Source organism: Paenibacillus sp. GCM10027628 (genome assembly GCF_042676385.1).
GTDB lineage: Bacteria > Bacillota > Bacilli > Paenibacillales > NBRC-103111 > Paenibacillus_E.
Genome location: NZ_JBHTHA010000029.1, coordinates 31988 through 47171, shown reverse-complemented (window position 1 = coordinate 47171; position 15184 = coordinate 31988). Strand labels below are relative to the sequence as shown.

Here is a 15184-nt window from a genome sequence, read left to right as displayed (position 1 = left end):
GCCTTCTTTTAGAAGGCTTTGCGGTCATATAAAGTCAATACGCATAAATAACATAAAAATCCAAACATACAGGCGACTATGACGGCATGGATCATTCCGGCAAACAAATAGCCCAGGTCGCTTCCCATGGACCAAGTCACCACCGCGCCGCTGAACACTTGCAGAATGACGAAGATCAGTGCCCACTTGCTCCCGGTCACCAACCGGTCGGAAGACGGATAATGCCGCTTGGCTTGGAGATACAAGAACAGAATACAGAAGAATAACAGCATCGCAGCGATCCGGTGCGTAAATACGATTCCCGTTGCTCCGCTCAGTTCCGGAATCACCTGACCGTTGCAGAGCGGCCATCCGGAGCAGCCTCCCGACGAAACCGTATGACGCACAAAAGCTCCAAGATATACGACAACGTAACTGTATATGGTCGTAATCCATACCCACGCTTTAAAGCCCGTTTGAATTTTGCGGTCTCTCGGGTACTCCCCCCATGGCGTGAAAACTAGCGCGAGCAAAAGTGCGAAAGCGAAAGCCAGCAGCGATAGACCAAAATGAAGTGCAAGGACTAGCGATGACTGCGGCCAAACAACGGCCATAGCCCCCATAACCGCTTGAATGAGAGTCATAAGCACAGTGCCGGTAATAAACCATTTGGCATCGGCACGCTTTACATAGCGGAACACAAGATAAAAGGTAACGACCAGAATCAGCGTTACGATACCGACTACTAATCGATGGCTATATTCAATAAAGGATGAAATCGTATAAGCCGGGACAAATTTCCCGTTGCACAGCGGCCAGTCGTCGCCGCACCCTCTGCCTGCTTCGGTCTTCGTGACCAGCGCGCCCATGATGAGAATGAGAAACATGCCAATCGCCGACAAATTCGCTAATCGCTGTATTAATTTTTGCATGACCGCACCTACTTTTATGTGTGACTTCTTTATAAACAAACATGTCGAAATCTGCTCTTTCCGTATCAATTATAGCTTTAAATGTTTGGCAAATCCATTCGCAATTGTTACAAAGCTCCGACACCGCAGATTGTCCGAATTCTAAGATAATATCCCCCATATAAGCAAATGAATCCATATTTTACAAAAAGAGAGCGACCCCGAAGGGTCGCTGGAGAGAGAATCTATTAAGCTGGATTATCGTTATTTGGCTAAAGCATTGGATACTTCAACGGCTCTGTCCAGGAACTGCTCGATTTCTTCGCGTGTCTTGCGAAGCTTGCTGACGAAGCGGACAAGCTCTTTGCCTTCCCGGAAGGCGATGAAGCTTGGTATGCCTAGAATGTTTAGCTGCTCGCAGAGATCCGGAACTTCATCACGGTCTAATTCAATGAAAGTGATGCGGTCCGCGTAAGCTTTTTCGATATCCGGCATAAAAGGTTCAATATAGTGGCAATCTTTGCACCATGTCGCTTTAAAAACGGCCACAGTCATCTGAGATTGCACAATTTGATCTTGAAAGTCTTGTTCATTCGATACTTTGCGCATATCCAGCACCTCACAGCATGAGAATTTACTCACTTATAGCATGCCTGCAAAACAGTGTCAAGAATTGCAGAGGAAATCATGGCGGCTCACGGGTCTATTTACATAAAAAGTAAAAAGTGATATCATATAAATATCAAATCAATATTTATTTTCTTTGAGAGGATGTTGTTGTTATGAAAGAGACGAAGCCTTGGTCATTAAACGGATTTCTTGGTTTACTTTTATTTATCGTAGGTGTAGGAATTGGCGTTTATTTGCTTATCCAACAATTCATTACTCTTGGCGTCATTCTAGTCGTAGTCGGATTCATCTTTGTTTCTACGATCACAGTGGTACAGCCAAATGAAGCGTCAGTGATTACGTTCTTCGGCAGTTATTTGGGAACGATTCGGAATAGCGGACTTTGGTTGATTGTCCCCTTTTCAAACAGAAAGAAAATTTCCCTGCGGGTACGCAACTTTAACAGTGTTAAACTGAAAGTCAACGATATCGAAGGAAACCCGATTGAAATTGCAGCAGTGGTTGTATTTAAAGTCGTCGATACGTACAAAGCCCTTTTCGAAGTCGACAATTATGATAAATTCGTTGAAATTCAAAGTGAAACCGCCCTTCGTCATGTAGCGAGCAAATATCCGTATGACCGTTATGAAGGCGAAGGCTACTCGCTTCGAGGCAATGCCGATGAAGTTGCTGCAGAGCTCAGCCTTGAACTGCAAGAGCGCCTTGCGGTTGCAGGCGTTGAGGTTATCGAATCCCGCTTGACGCATCTTGCCTACTCAACGGAAATTGCCAGCGCGATGCTCCAGCGTCAACAGGCTTCCGCCATTCTCTCCGCCCGTCAGAAAATCGTCGAAGGTGCTGTCGGCATGGTCCAAATGGCGATTGCGCAACTGGAAGCTGAGGGATTGCAGCTGGATGAAGAAAAGAAGGCGGCCATGATTAACAATTTACTTGTTGCCATCGTATCTGACCGATCAGCAAGTCCGGTGATCAATACCGGGTCGCTGTACTGACAGGACTTAACGCCATGGCTCCAAAGAAAAACTTCCCGCTCCGGCTCGATCCGAAACTTTATGAAGCGCTGGAGCGCTGGGCCGAGGACGAGTTCCGCAGCGTGAACGGACACATTGAATACTTGCTTCGTGAGGCGCTTCACCGTGCCGGCCGGCTGCCGAAGGCCGGTTCAGGGGCCGCTCATGTGATGCCGCCTCCTGATCAAGCCGAACAATAATGTTAGCTAGTGCGAAAACCATCTCAACCGGGTTCACCGGCTGGATGGTTTTTTGGTTTAGAGCACACAATATTTGGTATTAAGCACCATTTCGTTACCAGGAGGGCGACTATGGGAGGTACCGTCAATGCGGGAAAAAGAGGGATTCGCCGTTTTTTAGGCAAAATGGGGCAAATTCTGAATGCACTGATCCACCTGTTGAAGCATGAGGCTACATCCATCGTCGATTCGGCAAAAGCGGGCGATCCTGTCGTCAGCGTGCCGGTTTCTGCCGAGACGATTCGGCGACTGGAGAGGGAATGGAAGAAACAGCTGCAGCAAACCGGCGTTGTGCATGCACCTCTCTCCTGGGAAGAACAGCAGATTGTGCATCGGATCCGGGAGGCGACCCAGCGTGAGAATCGGAACAACGTGACGCGAACAAATGCTTACTGGACTTTTTACAAGGAATATCCCGAGTTGCACTGGGCTCTGCTCGCCCACATGGTTTCGCGTAATGGCGGGTGGGCCATGACCGATCTGCGCGGAGAACTTTTGCCTCGCTTATTGGACGAAGATCAGGTAGAACACACGTTTCCTTTTCTGGAGCGAGCCAATGTTCTGATCTTCCAAGATGCTTACCCGCAGTTGCTGCTTTACGGTGAATGCAAGAAACGAAATCGCAATTTATTTCATTTGCTCCCTCATTTGGGCATATCCGCTTGGATGGGGCCGGCCTGGAACGATTTTTGGACGCATAAAGAACCTGCCGCACTCACGATTTCACTGATCCTTAATGAACAAAATTATATAGAGAAACGTGTTGTTCAAAACAACCGCTTTCAACAAACCGTTCTGAATACGCCCGAGTTCAAAACGCAAGCATGGCTGCAGCTCAATCAGGTAGGCTTCCCATACGCCGAAGATAATGGCCTCACCGCCCCTCCGCGCCTTGCCGGGCTTATTCTTGAAAACTTCGCAGACCTGGACGAACGGGTCGAATTCGGAAAAAGTTTATACGCCATCCTTTTCGGTGTGCCCTCCGTTCACGAAGGCGTACTGCGTTTTGCGGAATCGACGCCTCATACCGGCTCTCGTTCCGATTATTGGCCGCATCTATTCGCGGCTATACGAAAAGCCCCCCCTGACAAAAACTATCAGGAGAGGCTGAATGGTTGCATTTTGAAGAGTGGGGCTGCGCCCTTCTATAGTCCTCCGCTTGCGCAGGCTTGGCCGGATCGGAAGCCGGCGCCCGTTGAGCCTGGAGATTGGTTCGTCGACGTACGGAAGCCGCTGCTTCATATGCGCCCGATACCGGTTCCATCCTCTTACGATCTAACTAAGGAGGCTTGCTTGGCGCTGAACAAAATCGAGCTCGCCGTTATGGCCGAGCACATGCTCAAGCTCTCCTAGGACGTCTGACCAGCCGTTCTGCTTTGGCGATGAGTTTCTGCAAGGGTGCAGGGAAATTCTTGATATCGTCTTTGGTCACAACACACGTCAACATGAGCATCAGCGGATAGAGAGCAGCTGTGCATCCGCAAACAAGTATAGCATTGATGCCTTCGTTAAGGCGATATAGCTTGAATGGCTGCACATAGCTGTGAGTCGCCCATTCGACCGCAAAGCCGACGATGGCAATGATCACCACGCTGAGCAGCAGTCCGGCGAACCGTCGTCCCAGAATGGTAAAGGCGACTACTTGTCGAATCGATCTCAAGTTCAACCAAGACATGATGACGAAGCAAAGAGCAGTAGACACTATAATGCCGTAAATGCCAAGCCACTGAGCCAAAATTAAGCTCCCAATAAGCTTCATAATGATGCCTGCTGCAACATGAACGATCAATGCTTTCATACGGCCCATGCCCATAAGAACGGCACCGGATGTTTGCATCACGATTTGGAACATCGCGCTTATTGTTAGCAGTGAAATGATAGAGGGACCGGTTGCAAGCCCGTAAGCAGAATCTTCTGACCCGAACAAGAATAAATCCAAAGGTCTTGCCCCAATTGCTATAACTAAAACAGCCGGAAGCCCTGACAGTATGGCCAACTGAAGCACGCGCGTTGTCTGGTGGCCAACTTGCTTGTAATCTTTCCTCGAGTAAGCTGCCGAAATAATCGGTACAACCGACTGGCTGAGGGCGATAGCCAAAATGATGGGGATACCGGCTAGCGATTGCGCTCGTCCGCCTAATATGCCTAATACCCCATAAGCTTCGTTAAAGCCTAATTGTCCCTCCAGTAAAGGAACGACGATCCATGTATCAATGGCATAGATCAGCGGCACCGTGATCGAAAAAATAACGATGGGAATTGAAATGCGCAGCAGACTCCAATAAATCCCCTTATAACTCATTTTATTTTGGTCTGCTTCTTCCTTGGATATCGGAGTGGAAGTCCTGTTCAATCTGTCCTGACGTTTCAGTTTAACCGCGTAATAAATCATAACGGATAACGCTGCCACTCCGCCCATCACGCCTCCGAACGAAGCGCCTGCGACAGCCCATCCCAAGCTGACTTTTAATAAAAGGTAAGCAAGGCCAATCGACGTGATCAGACGTAATATTTGTTCAACCACTTGCGAGATCCCGTTGGGCAGCATGTTTTGCCTTCCCTGAAAATACCCCCGCATAATCGCGATAAGCGGAAAAAAGAGCAGCGCTGGAGCAATCGCTCTGGTGGCTAACGTCGCATTGGGCTCACCGTGCGCGTAAAACGGCGCAAAGAAATAAATTAAAATAGCCATAACTACACCTGCGGCCAGTGCGAACCAAACCGCAGCCCGATAAATGCGTTCAGCTTCCGCACGGCGGCCCAGCGCATTATTCTCAGCAATCATTTTACTGAGAGCACTTGGAATACCGGCAGTCGCAATAACAAGCAAAATGGAATAAAAATTAAAAGCTACCGTGTAGCTCCCCATACCTTGGTCCCCCAGCATACCGACAAGCGGAATACGCTGAAAAACGCCGAGAAACCGCGCTACAAGCGCGGCCACGGTAAGGATGAGCGTCCCTTTTACTAGAGAATCTTTCGTTTCTTTCGTCAACGTCCGTTCCTTCTCTCTCTTATTTCGCTTTAATCTCTTCTAACGGCTTGTGGTTGCCGTAATAGTGACGTGCGCCATGTACAGGCGCGGCCCATTTAATTCCGTTTGAAATGACTTTAAGCACATTTTCGTTATAGTAAGTCGGATGCGTTTCATGCCCAGGGCGGAAATAGAACACTTTCCCGTTGCCGCGATGGTACGTTACTCCGCTTCGGAATACTTCTCCGCCTTCGAACCACGAGACGAAAATCAGCTCATCCGGCGCCGGAATATCGAAATGCTCCCCGTACATCTCCTCATGCTCCAGCTCAAAGTATTGGCCCAAGCCTTCTGCAATCGGATGAGCAGGATCGACGACCCAAATGCGCTCCTTCTCGTTCGCCTCTCTCCATTTCAAATCGCAGGACGTTCCCATCAGCTTTTTGAAAATTTTGGAGAAATGGCCGGAATGAAGCACGATGAGCCCCATGCCTTGCCATACTCTCTGCTGAACCCGGTCCACGATCTCGTCCGCGACCTTATCATGACCCATATGGCCCCACCAGATAAGGACGTCGGTTTGATCTAGCACCTCTTGTGTCAGACCATGTTCCGGTTGGTCAAGAGTGGCGGTTCGCACTTCGAACTGAGGTCCGGCAATGCCCTCCGCTATCGCTGTATGAATGCCTTGGGGATAAATCTCTTGCACTTCTTTGTGCGTTTGTTCGTGCAAATTCTCATTCCATACCGTAACACGTATCATGGCGGAGCGCCTCCTAAAAGTTTTAATGAATATTAGAACACCCAGATCAAGAAGATAGCGATCATGATCAACTGCAGCACGATTTTAACGGCGGTGCTGGCGAAAAATCCGAGAACGGAGCCAAACCCGACTTTGAACGCCTTATTCCACGGGGTCCCGATTATGACTTCACCAATAACCGCCCCTAAGAAAGGCCCTATAATCAAACCGAATGCCGGGATAACGAAAGGACCGGCAATCAAACCGATTGTGCTTCCGATGACGGACGCTCTGGAGCCGCCAAACTTTTTGACCCCGAGGGCGCTTACTGCATAATCGGCCACGATAATGACAAGCACGATTAACGATTGGATCAGCCAAAACCAGAAACCGAAAGATTTGAAACTGATCAGCCAGCCGTACAGGAAAAAAGCTCCATAAATCGAGAGCACGCCGGGCAGCACAGGATAAACGGCGCCGATCATGCCTACTACAAATAATAGGATAACCAAAATCCAACCTAACACAACCATCTTTTAGCAGCTCCTCCAGCGAACCGATACGGATGCTACGGCTTTAGCATATATTCGTGAATAATCTTGGCAACCCCGTGCTCCTCATTAGAGACGGTAGTGATATCTGCGATTCGTTTCACTTCCTCTTGCGCGTTTCCCATTGCAACGCCAAGGCCTGCCGCCCGAATCATCGTAATGTCATTCTCGCTGTCTCCCATTGCGATGACATCCGACATCTCGATGCCAAGCAGCTTGCACACCGCTTCTACACCGCTTGCTTTGCTAATCCCAAATGGATTTAGCTCAATATTGCACGGATGCGAATTCGTTATTTCGAGGGTACCCCAGCTTTCCACCGTTTCCCGGATTTGCTTCAGCTTCTCGAGATTTTCAGTGTAGTAGCCGAATTTCAACCAATTCTGCGCATCAATGTCCATGGATTCGCTCTCCCGGTTGAATATCCCTTCCACGGCATAAGCCCACCACCAGACGTCGTGCTTTTGTGCGATGGCGTGCAGGCTGCGTACAGTCTCGGCTGCAAGCAGTTGCCTGCTCAGCAGCTTGCCGGGCGCTTCCCACACCTCACTGCCATTCACGGCAACGATGGGAGTCGTAAGACCCAGCTCGGTCAAATATGGCATAGCGCTTTGGACGCCGCGCCCCGTAGACATGATCACGGTTTTGCCGGCTTCCAGAGCCGCGGCGATCGCTTCGCGATTCTCGGACGAAATAACCTTATCCTCGGTAAGCAATGTCCCATCCATATCGAGCGCAATCAGTTTGTACGTGTTCGATCCCACAGTCCACATCCCCCTGTTTTGTTTATCCGCGTTAACGTCATCGAGCTACTGCTTCTGTTATTACCGATGGCATCACTTTAACGCGGATTTTCCGTCTTAACCGGCTCGAACTCAGCTTCTCTGCTGCGTTAAGACGATTTTACCGCTTTAAAGTCCTGTTATTGCTTCTATTACAGCCGTTGGCATCACTTTAACGCGGTTTTTCCGGCTTAATTGACTCAGGCTTGGCTTTTCTGATACGTTAAGACGGTTTATCCGCGTTAAAGTCATAGGGTATTACACTTTCTTGCCGAACGCTAGTAAGCTGCGAGTACTTTCTTCGGCAGCTCTTCCATATATGTCATGTGCCATAGGGCAAAAATGTAGATCGTCCAGATCCTGCGCGCATAATCGCCTTGACCGTTGCGGTGCTTCTGCAGCATGCGCTCGACAGCCGCGGTGTTAATGTAATCTTCAACGCCGCTGGATTTAATTTGTTCCAACAGCATATCGCCCATCGGGCCATTCACCCACTCGCGCAGCGGTACCGGGAAACCAAGCTTCGGACGGTTCAGGATGAAGTCCGGAATGATGCCTTCCATCGCTTTGCGGAAGATGTATTTCGTTGTACCATTCGCGATACGGTACTTCGCCGGAATGCGGCGCGCGACCTCGTACAGCTCTTTGTCCAGGAAAGGCACGCGAAGCTCCAGGGAGTGCGCCATTGTCATCTTGTCAGCTTTCATCAAGATGTCGCCCGGCATCCACAGGTTCATATCGATGTACTGCATCCGGCTGACCGGGTCGAGATGGCGCGTCTTCGCATAGTAATCGCCCGCAATTTGCAGCGGATTCTTGTAGGCGCGCAGCATCTCGCTGTCGAGGCGCAGCACTTCCGCCTTCATATCTTCGGTGAAGATTTTGGCGTTGCCGATGAATCGCTCTTCGAGCGGGGTCGTGCCGCGCAGAATATAATTGCGGCCGGACACGCCGCTGGGCAGCATGCGCGCGAAGCGGTTCAGCATGCGCTTCACCGAGAGCGGCAGCCGCTCGATCGGGCTTAGCGACAGCGGCTCGCGGTAGATGCGGTAGCCGCCGAACAGCTCGTCTGCGCCTTCGCCGGACAGCACCACCGTCACGTGCTCGCGCGCAAGCTGAGCAACGTGGTAGAGGGCGATTGCCGAAGGATCGGCGACAGGCTCGTCCTGGTGCCAGATCGCCTTCGGCAGCGTGTTAAAGAAATCATCGCGCGTGATGATTTTGTCGTAATGCTCGGTGCCAAGCGCAGCCGCAGTTTGAGCGGCGATCGGCGTTTCGTTGTTAGGCCCTTCGAAGCCAACCGAGAACGTACGGATCGGTTCAATGTTCCGCATGTGCGTCGCAATCGCGGTAGAGTCGATACCGCTGGACAAGAAGCATCCCCGCTCCACATCGCTCACCATATGGTGCTGCACGGAATCTTTTAACGTTTCGCGAATTTGTTCCACATACTCGTCAAATGGACGTTCTTCCGGCTCGAACATCGGATCCCAGTACTTATGTATGGACATTTCACCTTCAAACGTTACCTTCACATAGTGTGCAGGCGGCAGTTTGTGAATGCCATGAAACATCGTATTCGGTTCAGGTACATATTGAAACGTCAAATAATTGAGCAAGCTGTCCGTGTGGATCAACCGGTTCATGCCGTCGGCAGCAAGAAGGCTCTTAATTTCCGAACCGAACAGAAACTGCCGGTCATTAACATGATAATAGAATGGCTTGATGCCGAAATGGTCTCTCGCTCCGAACAGCTGCTTCTTCTTTTTGTCCCAGATAACGAAGCCGAACATCCCGCGCAAGTGTTTGACGCATTCTTCTCCATATTCCTCATAGAGGTGAACAATAACCTCCGTATCGCTGTGCGTGCGGAATTGATGCCCGCGATCCTGCAGCATGCTACGCAACGCTTTATAGTTATAAATTTCTCCGTTGAAAATAATCCAAACGGAATCGTCTTCATTCGTTAAAGGCTGATGCCCTTCTTGGATGTCAATAATCGACAACCTGCGAAAGCCGAGTCCGATCCGGTTATCCGTCCAAAAACCGGAATCATTCGGTCCCCGATGATAAATGACATTCGTCATTTGTTCTAACATTTCAATTGTTGGTTCTCTATCTTCAAAATACATCACACCTGCAATACCACACATGGTGAAATTCACTCCTCCGCACCATCATCAATCGATCAGCCATGCTGCCGATACATTAGTATACCATACCACCCGTCGATACTGGAAATGCGATGAGTGTGCGGGATCGCTCAATTTCACAAGAATATGAAAGCTATGATGAGTCGTTTCAGCGAGGCGGATAGCCGACTTTTTTTCATCCGTTCCCACCACCTTTCCCGCGTGCACAAAAGTTGTAATAAGGCAACTTTTTATGTGAGGATGATTCCTCCCCTCGCTTCAACATATGCCTGAACGAATCGAATGGTTCGCCTTCCATATATAGAAAGAGAAAGAGCATGCCGCTAAGCATGCTCTTGTTGTATTACCACGGCCTTTTGCCGCCGCCTAATTTGGTCAGAATACCATCATTGGCCGCATCATAGGCCTGAAAAATCTTCGCGGCAATTGGAGATGCTCCATAGCGTCCATAGCCGCCTTCAGGTACAACGACTGCAACAGCCAGCTTCGGATTCTCCACTGGAGCGAAGGCGATGAACACCGCATTATCAATCGTTCCGCCGGAAACGGCTTGCGTGGATGTACCGGTTTTCCGAGCCACATTATAAGGCAGCTCATCAATTCCTTCCGCTCCACTCTTCATACCATGAATAATCGTGTTCCAATCGCTTTTGGAAAACATGGCGGAGGAATCCTCGATGACTTCAGGCTCTACTTTTTTCACAAGCTGCCCTTCGTAAGTTTGAATTTCATCCACAAACAGCGGCTTCATTCTCTTACCGTGACTAGCGAGCGTTGCCGCATATTGAGCAAGCTGCAGCGTAGTCGTCTTTTCGTTCTGTCCCCATGAAGCGTAGACCATGGCAGATTGATAGCTGTCTTTTTTCGCATTTTTGATAAAGTCGTTAGAACCAACGAACTCACCAGGCAGCCCGCTGCCCGTTTTGACGCCGATACCGAATTTTGCCAAGTATTCGGCCCATTTATCAGTAACTGCTGGATTTTCCCCGCCATACTTTTGATAGAACGGGATACCGACCATCGCCGACATATACGTATTGGAGGAGTGTTCGATCGCAGTGGAAGCGTTCAAGATTCCATAAGCGGTCTTCCCGGAGTTCGTAATCGTACTTGCACTTCCGCTTTTACCGAAGCTAAATGCCCCCGTATCATTGTATGTGTCACCGGCACCAAACAGCTTCTCAGTCAGACCAACCAGTACCGACAGAGGTTTGATCGTCGATCCCATGAATACAATGGAAGATGGGTGCTTCGGACGCTCTTTATCCGTATATTTCGGATAAGCCGTCGTAATCGAACCGTTGTAGATGTACGAGCCGATATCGTCCAAGGTGGCCTGCGAGATCCCCCCGGTCCAGTCATTGGAATTGTAATCCGGAAAGTTCGCCATCGTTACCACACGCCCTGTGTCGACTTCCATGGCAACAGCATATCCTGCCTGCGCATTGACCCCGTATTTGATGAACGCATCATTTCTTGCATAAGAGCTATGCAGAAAGTCAAGTTGATCCTTAATCGCTTTTTCCGCCGTCTTCTGGATATCTTTATTAATAGATAAATACAGATTGTTCCCTTTAATCGGCGCCGTGACCTTGGCTCTCCCGATAATTTTCATCGCTGCATTAACGGGGTATTCTTTGGAACCGTTTTTGCCACGCAAATCATCTTGATACATCCGCTCAATGCCGTCAAAGCCGACATTTTCCGAGTCCAGATATTCCTTGCTGTTGGGGTTATCTTTGTAAATTTCTTTGGCTTTTTCCGTCGAATACGGTTTGAGATATCCGAGAAGCTGGGGAGCAATCGTTGTTGGCGTTGCACTTTGGTCGTCCATCTCATAGGTCCGGATGCTCTCCTCATTTACTTCCAGCCACTTGAATTCATCCCGGCGTTCCAGGAGAACGGCAATTTCTTCCTTGGATAAGTCCGCTTTAATGCGGCGGGGAATCCAGTAATAGCTCGGGTCTTTCACTTTATTTTTGTTAATGTCGTAGCCCAAATCCATGGAAAGGACAATATCTTCGGGCGTGAGCTTTTTCGCGTCCTTTTTGCCGTATTTATCGAAAACTTCCTTTAATTTATAGGCCATGCCGATGACTTCGTCCTTGTTCTGCTGGGACGGCTCGATCCGAAAAAATAAGGATTGCACCGGAATCGTATAGGCCAGCGGCGATTTCGTTGAATCGTAAATGTTGCCGCGAATCGGAGCGATTTTCGTTGTCTGGTTCGTATTCGTATTTTCTGCCGCCTTCAGATCTTTGGCTTGAACGAATTGAAGTATCGCCAGCCGTACGATCAAAACGGAAAACAGCAAAAAGGTGATAAAGAAAAAAACATTGATCCGAAACGAGAAATGACGCTTTTTGATCATTTCATCTTTCTTCGAATCATCCATAATGGATGACTTCATCGCTTCTCAAATCCTTTCTTACGCAATGACTGGCGCATCGAACAATTCCAATAAGGAGTGTATGCCTTCTCCCGTATGATATGAATAACGGATGATTCGTACCGCATCAATTCCGACTTGGCCGGGCGCCCAAATATCGTTCGTCTCATGATCGCCAATGTAGAGAATATGCTCCGGGGCTAATTTCGCTTTATCCAATGCCAGTTTGAATATGGCCGGATCAGGCTTCTCATGGCCAACTTCTGTCGACACGATGACCGGTTCAAAATAATGCAAGATACCCTTGCTCTCGAGAATCGCTTTCAGCGTCGGAGCAAAATTGCTGACGATCCCCATTCGGAAGCCCATGCTGCGCAATCGCTCCAGACATGAGACGACATCATCAAACAGCTCGTAATATTCCGGTGCGGTATAAATGTCATAAAGCTCATGACAGCATGCGTGAATCTCATCCTCCGACCATTCTTCGTGAACACCCAGTTTATGGAGCACATATTTATATAGGTTGACCCAGAATTCGCGATCTGACTCGGGCGTGCAAGCTTCAAAGGAATCCCGCTTATTTACATAATAAAACAGACGGAATGCTTCTGTAAAAAGTTCAGCAATGTGCGCTTCATCTCTATCCATATACCGCATCTGCAAGTACTGTTTTAAAATCGTCTGAGCCGCTGGAATCGTAAGTAAGGTATCCCCTGCATCAAAGTAAATCATCTGGTATTGCTGTATCGGTCTATGCATATACAAGTTCTCCTTCGCAGGCAAAAGTGTGCCACCAATAAGTGTACCACATCTGGCAAGCAAGAAAAAAGAAGCCCTCCCTCCGTTTAACGAGGGAATAGCTTCCTGTTCGACCTATACTTGTTAGGCTCATGCTTCTTTAATATGCGTCTGGTCAAAATTCGGCGGATTGAACCAGTTGCCGCCGCTGGCTACCCAAGTGGAATCCAGCGGCACCCAGCGCTCGGACTCCTTCAGGTACACCTCGTTCCAGGCATGAGGTCCGTAGCTGCCTTGGCCGTCATAGCCAAGACCGGTCACAACCTTAACATCCAGACCTGCCGATCTGGCCATGAGTGCGTACAACCGGGAGTAATCAATACAAACGCCTTTGTGCGTATTGAACGTATCTTCCGGCGTCTGTTCCTTCCAGATCCGCTGTTCTTCATAGAGTTTCACCTTGTCCCAATCATATTGGACACGCGTACCAACCCACTTATAGAGCAGCTTGGCTTTTTCCTCATCGGTTTTTCCGTTTGCCGTTACCTCTTTAGCCGCGTCTGCAATATTGCCAGGAATTTGGGCATCCAGCACTTCGTATTTTCGCTGTAAAATATTCGAGAATTCCTGCTCGACAGCACGGGTAAATACGGGAGCTTTATTGGCAATAAAATCTCCGGTGAACGGGGAAATGACTTCTTTGGCCCCCTTCTGATACATCTCCGAAGATTGAATGTAAGGAGTTACCAAGGAGTGCGGGAACAACGTTACATAGATGAAGAGTACCGCAATGACCATTAACGCCCGCGCGACGCCGGCAACCGAACCGATCAAGCCTCCGGTGACGGAGCTAATGAAGGATTTGCTGACCGGTTCGTACGAGCCTCTTCTTGCCAGTACATATCCGATCCAAGGATCCGTTAGTAGATTGAGCACCTGCTTGATCATCAGATAACCCATCAAGAACAAGACGCCGAAACGTAAAAGCGGAAAATCGCGAATACTTGTAATTGCCGTATAGTACATTTGTTTCAGCGTCCCGATTTCCCCGGTCGGAATTTGTAAATCTCGCCCCTTCAACCATGTTTGGATCAGCGGCGAGATCAATTGAACGCCCTTCCAAGCCAGATACATGGAGATGATGGCAATAATAGCCTCCACCAGCATCGAAATGAGATGTTTGGCAGAACCTGAGCCTCCACGGTAAAATCCCTGAATAACAGAGAGGGCGAATGCGAGAACAATCACGATCGATATGAAGTTGATTGATGATAGCTGCGTCCACGTCATATCCGTCATGCTTCTTTCCTCCTAAATGAATCCACATCCCAATTTATGGATTGGCGTTTTTCTTCGCTTGTTCGATGAAAGCATTCATCGCCGCGTTCGCGCTCATCGTGAACGTTTTACCTAAAAACGTCACTTTTACTTCATCCGTTCCGGCTTTGCCTTCGACTTTCAAGCTTTTCGTCGTGATGGCGAACGAGCCATCGGGATTCGCTTTGAACTGAGCTTCCTTCGCTTCTGATGTTAAGGCGCTCACAGCCTTCTCTTTCACTTCATCGCCAACTTGCGTAACCACACTGGCTCCGATATTTTGCAGTTTATCCTTATAATTGGCCCCATATAACACCAAGGCCCCTACGATGGCGACAATTAACAACCATTTAACAACCGTTTTCACAATACCAATGACAATAAAAAGAACGATAATAGCTGCAACGATCAAATACCATCGATCTTGAGCAAATGAAATCCACTGATCCAAATAAGACGCCTCCTAAGTTAGCATTCACGTTCCTATCATACTACAGCGGCTTGCTACTCTTCATCTCTTTTTTTCCTTAATTGCGCCAGCTTTTTCTGGATTTCTTCGGTCCGGTCCAGCTGTCCGCGCGTTTTTCGAAAAGATTGCCGCAGCCGAAAAACTAGAAATACAGCGACAGCTGCTAGCAAAAGGATCACGTACGAGTCCATTTGAATGCCTCCTGACTGACGGATTTGTGTCATTTGTGCGGAAAGGTCATAACCCTTGGACGAGCGGCGTAAATCTAATGAGAGACAAGACTAACTGAGTGAGGCG

At 48.8% G+C, this 15184-nt stretch carries 15 protein-coding genes; 3 read left to right on the top strand and 12 right to left on the bottom strand.

What is annotated here, in order from left to right; translation table 11 throughout:
• Nucleotides 1–8: 8 nt before the first annotated feature.
• Both ACFQZT_RS20290 and ACFQZT_RS20285 read right to left on the bottom strand, forming a co-directional pair.
• Nucleotides 9–911, bottom strand: a complete 903-nt coding sequence (locus tag ACFQZT_RS20290; RefSeq protein ID WP_379302666.1) for a COX15/CtaA family protein — start codon at nt 909–911, stop codon at nt 9–11.
• A 243-nt stretch (nt 912–1154) separates the two neighbouring features.
• Nucleotides 1155–1499, bottom strand: coding sequence for a thioredoxin family protein (locus ACFQZT_RS20285; RefSeq protein ID WP_379302665.1), 345 nt, complete (start codon nt 1497–1499; stop codon nt 1155–1157).
• 173 nt (nt 1500–1672) lie between these two features.
• Here ACFQZT_RS20285 and ACFQZT_RS20280 point away from each other — a divergent pair, with 173 nt between their 5' ends.
• The 3 genes from ACFQZT_RS20280 to ACFQZT_RS20270 all read left to right on the top strand — a co-directional run bounded on the left by ACFQZT_RS20280 (nt 1673) and on the right by ACFQZT_RS20270 (nt 4122).
• Nucleotides 1673–2512 (top strand): SPFH domain-containing protein, encoded by an 840-nt coding sequence (locus ACFQZT_RS20280; RefSeq protein ID WP_379302664.1) that lies wholly within the window; start codon nt 1673–1675, stop codon nt 2510–2512.
• 14 nt (nt 2513–2526) lie between these two features.
• Nucleotides 2527–2730 carry a type II toxin-antitoxin system antitoxin gene (locus tag ACFQZT_RS20275; protein ID WP_379302663.1) on the top strand — a complete coding sequence of 68 codons (204 nt, stop codon included), beginning with the start codon at nt 2527–2529 and terminating at the stop codon, nt 2728–2730.
• A 111-nt stretch (nt 2731–2841) separates the two neighbouring features.
• Nucleotides 2842–4122: a DUF2515 domain-containing protein gene (locus ACFQZT_RS20270; protein WP_379302662.1), complete on the top strand. Its 1281-nt coding sequence runs from the start codon at nt 2842–2844 to the stop codon at nt 4120–4122.
• Here the strand turns inward: ACFQZT_RS20270 and ACFQZT_RS20265 are convergent.
• From ACFQZT_RS20265 to ACFQZT_RS20220, 10 genes are all read right to left on the bottom strand, one after another.
• A complete protein-coding gene (locus ACFQZT_RS20265; RefSeq protein ID WP_379302661.1) occupies nt 4109–5764 on the bottom strand; it encodes a putative polysaccharide biosynthesis protein in 1656 nt (551 codons plus the stop codon). The genes ACFQZT_RS20270 and ACFQZT_RS20265 overlap by 14 nt on opposite strands.
• A gap of 19 nt (nt 5765–5783) precedes the next feature.
• Nucleotides 5784–6506, bottom strand: coding sequence for a ThuA domain-containing protein (locus ACFQZT_RS20260; RefSeq protein WP_379302660.1), 723 nt, complete (start codon nt 6504–6506; stop codon nt 5784–5786).
• A 32-nt stretch (nt 6507–6538) separates the two neighbouring features.
• Nucleotides 6539–7018: a DUF456 domain-containing protein gene (locus ACFQZT_RS20255; RefSeq protein ID WP_379302659.1), complete on the bottom strand. Its 480-nt coding sequence runs from the start codon at nt 7016–7018 to the stop codon at nt 6539–6541.
• A 35-nt stretch (nt 7019–7053) separates the two neighbouring features.
• Entirely contained in the window at nt 7054–7800 is a 747-nt protein-coding gene (locus tag ACFQZT_RS20250) for a Cof-type HAD-IIB family hydrolase (RefSeq protein ID WP_379302658.1), read from the bottom strand.
• 296 nt (nt 7801–8096) lie between these two features.
• Nucleotides 8097–9971 carry an asparagine synthase (glutamine-hydrolyzing) gene (gene asnB, locus ACFQZT_RS20245; RefSeq protein WP_379302657.1) on the bottom strand — a complete coding sequence of 625 codons (1875 nt, stop codon included), beginning with the start codon at nt 9969–9971 and terminating at the stop codon, nt 8097–8099.
• A gap of 343 nt (nt 9972–10314) precedes the next feature.
• Nucleotides 10315–12381 (bottom strand): peptidoglycan D,D-transpeptidase FtsI family protein, encoded by a 2067-nt coding sequence (locus ACFQZT_RS20240; RefSeq protein ID WP_379302656.1) that lies wholly within the window; start codon nt 12379–12381, stop codon nt 10315–10317.
• Between the two features lie 18 nt (nt 12382–12399).
• Nucleotides 12400–13122, bottom strand: coding sequence for an HAD-IA family hydrolase (locus ACFQZT_RS20235; RefSeq protein ID WP_379302655.1), 723 nt, complete (start codon nt 13120–13122; stop codon nt 12400–12402).
• A 129-nt stretch (nt 13123–13251) separates the two neighbouring features.
• Nucleotides 13252–14400, bottom strand: a complete 1149-nt coding sequence (locus ACFQZT_RS20230; protein ID WP_379302654.1) for a transglutaminase domain-containing protein — start codon at nt 14398–14400, stop codon at nt 13252–13254.
• A 34-nt stretch (nt 14401–14434) separates the two neighbouring features.
• Entirely contained in the window at nt 14435–14869 is a 435-nt protein-coding gene (locus ACFQZT_RS20225; protein ID WP_379302653.1) for a hypothetical protein, read from the bottom strand.
• A 53-nt stretch (nt 14870–14922) separates the two neighbouring features.
• Nucleotides 14923–15078 carry a hypothetical protein gene (locus ACFQZT_RS20220; RefSeq protein WP_379302652.1) on the bottom strand — a complete coding sequence of 52 codons (156 nt, stop codon included), beginning with the start codon at nt 15076–15078 and terminating at the stop codon, nt 14923–14925.
• Between the last annotated feature and the right edge of the window lie 106 nt (nt 15079–15184).